Origin of the sequence: Halomonas sp. KX33721, from assembly GCF_001596805.1 — a bacterium.
GTDB lineage: Bacteria > Pseudomonadota > Gammaproteobacteria > Pseudomonadales > Halomonadaceae > Vreelandella > Vreelandella aquamarina.
Genome location: NZ_LVIA01000080.1, coordinates 1 through 5,603 on the forward strand (window position 1 = coordinate 1; position 5,603 = coordinate 5,603).

2 tRNA genes and 3 rRNA genes are annotated in these 5,603 nt (G+C 53.6%); all 5 read left to right on the forward strand.

The annotated features are described in order from the left end of the window. The first annotated feature begins 325 nt into the window (after positions 1-325). The 5 genes from A3220_RS16365 to rrf all read left to right on the forward strand — a co-directional run bounded on the left by A3220_RS16365 (position 326) and on the right by rrf (position 5,580). Positions 326-1,858 (forward strand): 16S ribosomal RNA (locus tag A3220_RS16365). Positions 1,859-1,945: 87 nt separating this feature from the next. After that, positions 1,946-2,022, forward strand: a tRNA-Ile gene (locus A3220_RS16370). 110 nt (positions 2,023-2,132) lie between these two features. Beyond that, a tRNA-Ala gene (locus tag A3220_RS16375) sits at positions 2,133-2,208 on the forward strand. Positions 2,209-2,437: 229 nt separating this feature from the next. Beyond that, positions 2,438-5,330, forward strand: a 23S ribosomal RNA gene (locus A3220_RS16380). Positions 5,331-5,464: 134 nt separating this feature from the next. Then, positions 5,465-5,580: ribosomal RNA gene (gene rrf, locus A3220_RS16385) — 5S ribosomal RNA — on the forward strand. The 16S, 23S and 5S rRNA genes sit together here with 2 tRNA genes alongside, the layout of an rRNA operon. Positions 5,581-5,603: the final 23 nt, after the last annotated feature.

Genomic DNA, 5,603 nt, shown 5'->3' on the forward strand with positions numbered 1-5,603 from the left:
CGTCTTGTTGTCGTTTAGATCGCTCGCTTCACTCGCTAAAAAAACAGCGGTTGACAAACACCAGGAAGTGCGTAGAATACGCCTTCCTCGCTGAGGCAACACGGTTCAGGTCATCGAGCCAGTACAGCGAACTTAAGAAAGTTGCTCTTTAACAATTTGATCAGGTAATTCATGTGGGCGCTTGCCGATGAGGGTGATAAATCACCAATTATCAAGGCAAGCGCACAAGAAAGATGTTCACATCTTTCAAGTTCGTTTGAACCTTGAGCCAAGTTTGATCCGCTTTTGTTGCCTTCGGGCAGCGAGTAAGGATCGCATTGATCTTAAACTGAAGAGTTTGATCATGGCTCAGATTGAACGCTGGCGGCAGGCCTAACACATGCAAGTCGAGCGGTAACAGATCCAGCTTGCTGGATGCTGACGAGCGGCGGACGGGTGAGTAATGCATAGGAATCTGCCCGATAGTGGGGGATAACCTGGGGAAACCCAGGCTAATACCGCATACGTCCTACGGGAGAAAGGGGGCTCCGGCTCCCGCTATGGGATGAGCCTATGTCGGATTAGCTAGTTGGTGAGGTAACGGCTCACCAAGGCCACGATCCGTAGCTGGTCTGAGAGGATGATCAGCCACATCGGGACTGAGACACGGCCCGAACTCCTACGGGAGGCAGCAGTGGGGAATATTGGACAATGGGGGAAACCCTGATCCAGCCATGCCGCGTGTGTGAAGAAGGCCCTCGGGTTGTAAAGCACTTTCAGCGAGGAAGAACGCCTAGCGGTTAATACCCGCTAGGAAAGACATCACTCGCAGAAGAAGCACCGGCTAACTCCGTGCCAGCAGCCGCGGTAATACGGAGGGTGCAAGCGTTAATCGGAATTACTGGGCGTAAAGCGCGCGTAGGTGGCTTGATAAGCCGGTTGTGAAAGCCCCGGGCTCAACCTGGGAACGGCATCCGGAACTGTCAAGCTAGAGTGCAGGAGAGGAAGGTAGAATTCCCGGTGTAGCGGTGAAATGCGTAGAGATCGGGAGGAATACCAGTGGCGAAGGCGGCCTTCTGGACTGACACTGACACTGAGGTGCGAAAGCGTGGGTAGCAAACAGGATTAGATACCCTGGTAGTCCACGCCGTAAACGATGTCGACCAGCCGTTGGGTGCCTAGCGCACTTTGTGGCGAAGTTAACGCGATAAGTCGACCGCCTGGGGAGTACGGCCGCAAGGTTAAAACTCAAATGAATTGACGGGGGCCCGCACAAGCGGTGGAGCATGTGGTTTAATTCGATGCAACGCGAAGAACCTTACCTACTCTTGACATCCTGCGAATTTGGTAGAGATACCTTAGTGCCTTCGGGAACGCAGAGACAGGTGCTGCATGGCTGTCGTCAGCTCGTGTTGTGAAATGTTGGGTTAAGTCCCGTAACGAGCGCAACCCTTGTCCTTATTTGCCAGCGCGTAATGGCGGGAACTCTAAGGAGACTGCCGGTGACAAACCGGAGGAAGGTGGGGACGACGTCAAGTCATCATGGCCCTTACGAGTAGGGCTACACACGTGCTACAATGGTCGGTACAAAGGGTTGCCAACTCGCGAGAGTGAGCCAATCCCGAAAAGCCGATCTCAGTCCGGATCGGAGTCTGCAACTCGACTCCGTGAAGTCGGAATCGCTAGTAATCGTGGATCAGAATGCCACGGTGAATACGTTCCCGGGCCTTGTACACACCGCCCGTCACACCATGGGAGTGGACTGCACCAGAAGTGGTTAGCCTAACGCAAGAGGGCGATCACCACGGTGTGGTTCATGACTGGGGTGAAGTCGTAACAAGGTAGCCGTAGGGGAACCTGCGGCTGGATCACCTCCTTAAACGATGCATCACTCCTCGCGGTAAGCGCTCACAATGAATTACCTGATCAGATAGTAGAGCAAACGGTTGATGCACGATCCCCTCTTGGGTCTGTAGCTCAGTTGGTTAGAGCGCACCCCTGATAAGGGTGAGGTCGGCAGTTCAAGTCTGCCCAGACCCACCAAATTCCTGTGATGCGGTGTTAAAACACTTCTCGTATAACGTGATTATGCGTTGAGGTATTTTTCTCGTCTTACGGAAATTTATACAAGAGGTTGGTTTTGCAAAAACAATGGGGCCATAGCTCAGCTGGGAGAGCGCCTGCCTTGCACGCAGGAGGTCAGCGGTTCGATCCCGCTTGGCTCCACCATTATCTTCTTGTTTAGATAAACCCCGTTTGTGATTGTTTCGTGACCATTGATAAGCACGACATAACACGTCTTCTTATCACTGTTCATTGAACAGCTGCTCTTTAACAATGTATATCATGCTGACATGAACGTTTTTATAACGTTCATACGTAACTTGTTTTGTGATACGTCTCAAGCGTATCCGGCAATCGTTATCATTGCGAGAGTCCAGACCCCTTCGGGTTATAGGGTCAAGCAATGAAGCGCACACGGTGGATGCCTAGGCAGTCAGAGGCGATGAAAGACGTGGTAGCCTGCGATAAGGTTCGGTGAGGTGGCAACAACCTGTGACCCGGACATCTCTGAATGGGGAAACCCACTCATCATCAGATGAGTATCTTACGCTGAATATATAGGCGTAAGAGGCGAACCAGGGGAACTGAAACATCTAAGTACCCTGAGGAAAAGAAATCAACCGAGATTCCCCTAGTAGCGGCGAGCGAACGGGGACCAGCCCTTAAGCGTGTGACGGATTAGGCGAACAGACTGGGAAGTCTGGCCATAGCGGGTGATAGCCCCGTAGTCGAAAATCTGATCACGTGAAATCGAGTAGGTCGGGGCACGAGAAACCTTGACTGAAGACGGGGGGACCATCCTCCAAGGCTAAATACTCCTGACTGACCGATAGTGAACCAGTACCGTGAGGGAAAGGCGAAAAGAACCCCGGAGAGGGGAGTGAAATAGATCCTGAAACCGTGTGCGTACAAGCAGTAGGAGCAGACTTGTTCTGTGACTGCGTACCTTTTGTATAATGGGTCAGCGACTTATATTCAGTGGCGAGGTTAACCGTATAGGGGAGCCGTAGGGAAACCGAGTCTTAACTGGGCGACACAGTCGCTGGATATAGACCCGAAACCGAGCGATCTATCCATGAGCAGGGTGAAGGTTGAGTAACATCAACTGGAGGCCCGAACCAGGATCTGTTGAAAAAGATTTGGATGACTTGTGGATCGGAGTGAAAGGCTAATCAAGCTCGGAGATAGCTGGTTCTCCTCGAAAGCTATTTAGGTAGCGCCTCACGTATCACCGCCGGGGGTAGAGCACTGTTTCGGCTAGGGGGTCATCCCGACTTACCAACCCGAGGCAAACTCCGAATACCGGTGAGTGCCAGCGTGGGAGACACACGGCGGGTGCTAACGTCCGTCGTGAAAAGGGAAACAACCCAGACCGTCAGCTAAGGTCCCCAAATCCTGGTTAAGTGGGAAACGATGTGGGAAGGCTCAGACAGCTAGGAGGTTGGCTTAGAAGCAGCCATCCTTTAAAGAAAGCGTAATAGCTCACTAGTCGAGTCGGCCTGCGCGGAAGATGTAACGGGGCTAAACCAGGTACCGAAGCTACGGGTTCATTCTTAGGAATGAGCGGTAGAGGAGCGTCGTGTAAGCCGATGAAGGTGTGTTGAGAAGCATGCTGGAGGTATCACGAGTGCGAATGCTGACATGAGTAACGATAAAGGGAGTGAAAAACTCCCTCGCCGGAAGACCAAGGGTTTCTGTTCGACGCTAATCGGAGCAGAGTGAGTCGGCCCCTAAGGCGAGGCCGAAAGGCGTAGTCGATGGGAAACGGGTCAATATTCCCGTACCGGACATGATTGCGATGGGGGGACGGAGAAGGCTAGGTAAGCCAGGCGTTGGTTGTCCTGGTGAAAGTGAGTAGGCTGGCGTCTTAGGTAAATCCGGGACGCCTTAAGGCCGAGACACGAAACGAACGGACCACGGTCCGGAAGTCATTGATGCCACGCTTCCAGGAAAAGCCTCTAAGCTTCAGATCATGTGCGACCGTACCCCAAACCGACACAGGTGGTCAGGGTGAGAATCCCAAGGCGCTTGAGAGAACTCGGGTGAAGGAACTAGGCAAAATGGTGCCGTAACTTCGGGAGAAGGCACGCCGGCGTAGGGTGAGAGGACTTGCTCCTTCAGCCCGAACCGGTCGAAGATACCAGGTGGCTGCAACTGTTTAGTAAAAACACAGCACTCTGCTAACGCGCAAGCGGACGTATAGGGTGTGACGCCTGCCCGGTGCCGGAAGGTTAAGTGATGGTGTTAGGCCTCGGCCGAAGCTCTTGATCGAAGCCCCGGTAAACGGCGGCCGTAACTATAACGGTCCTAAGGTAGCGAAATTCCTTGTCGGGTAAGTTCCGACCTGCACGAATGGCGTAATGATGGCCACGCTGTCTCCACCCGAGACTCAGTGAAATTGAAATCGCCGTGAAGATGCGGTGTACCCGCGGCTAGACGGAAAGACCCCGTGAACCTTTACTATAGCTTCACACTGGACGCTGATGTTGCCTGTGTAGGATAGCTGGGAGGCTTAGAAACCCGGACGCCAGTTCGGGTGGAGCCAACCTTGAAATACCAGCCTGGCATCATTGGCGTTCTCACTCAGGTCCGTGATCCGGATCGAGGACAGTGTGTGGTGGGTAGTTTGACTGGGGCGGTCTCCTCCCAAAGAGTAACGGAGGAGCACGAAGGTACCCTCAGCACGGTCGGACATCGTGCAATGAGTGCAAGAGCATAAGGGTGCTTGACTGCGAGACAGACACGTCGAGCAGGTGCGAAAGCAGGTTCTAGTGATCCGGTGGTTCTGTATGGAAGGGCCATCGCTCAACGGATAAAAGGTACTCCGGGGATAACAGGCTGATACCGCCCAAGAGTTCACATCGACGGCGGTGTTTGGCACCTCGATGTCGGCTCATCACATCCTGGGGCTGAAGTCGGTCCCAAGGGTATGGCTGTTCGCCATTTAAAGTGGTACGCGAGCTGGGTTTAGAACGTCGTGAGACAGTTCGGTCCCTATCTGCCGTGGGCGTTGGATGTTTGAGAAGAGCTGCTCCTAGTACGAGAGGACCGGAGTGGACGACCCTCTGGTGTTCCGGTTGTCACGCCAGTGGCATTGCCGGGTAGCTATGGTCGGACGGGATAACCGCTGAAAGCATCTAAGCGGGAAGCCCCCTTCAAGATGAGACATCCCTGAGACCTCGAGTCTCCTAAAGGGCCCAGCGAGACCAGCTGGTGGATAGGCACGGTGTGGAAGCGCTGCAAGGCGTTGAGCTAACGTGTACTAATGGCCCGTGAGGCTTGACCCTATAACACCCAAGGGGTCTGGTCGCAGTGGTAACGAAAACCGGATACGCAGCAGCAAGCCAACGTGCTTGCTGACAAGAGACGATCACTTACCGCGTCAACGACGAACTCAGCATGATATGCATTACCCGTTACGCCTGACGACCATAGCGAGCGTGAACCACCTGATCCCATGCCGAACTCAGCAGTGAAACCGCTTAGCGCCGATGGTAGTGTGGGGTCTCCCCATGCGAGAGTAGGTCATCGTCAGGCACTTATACTGCAAAAAACCCAGC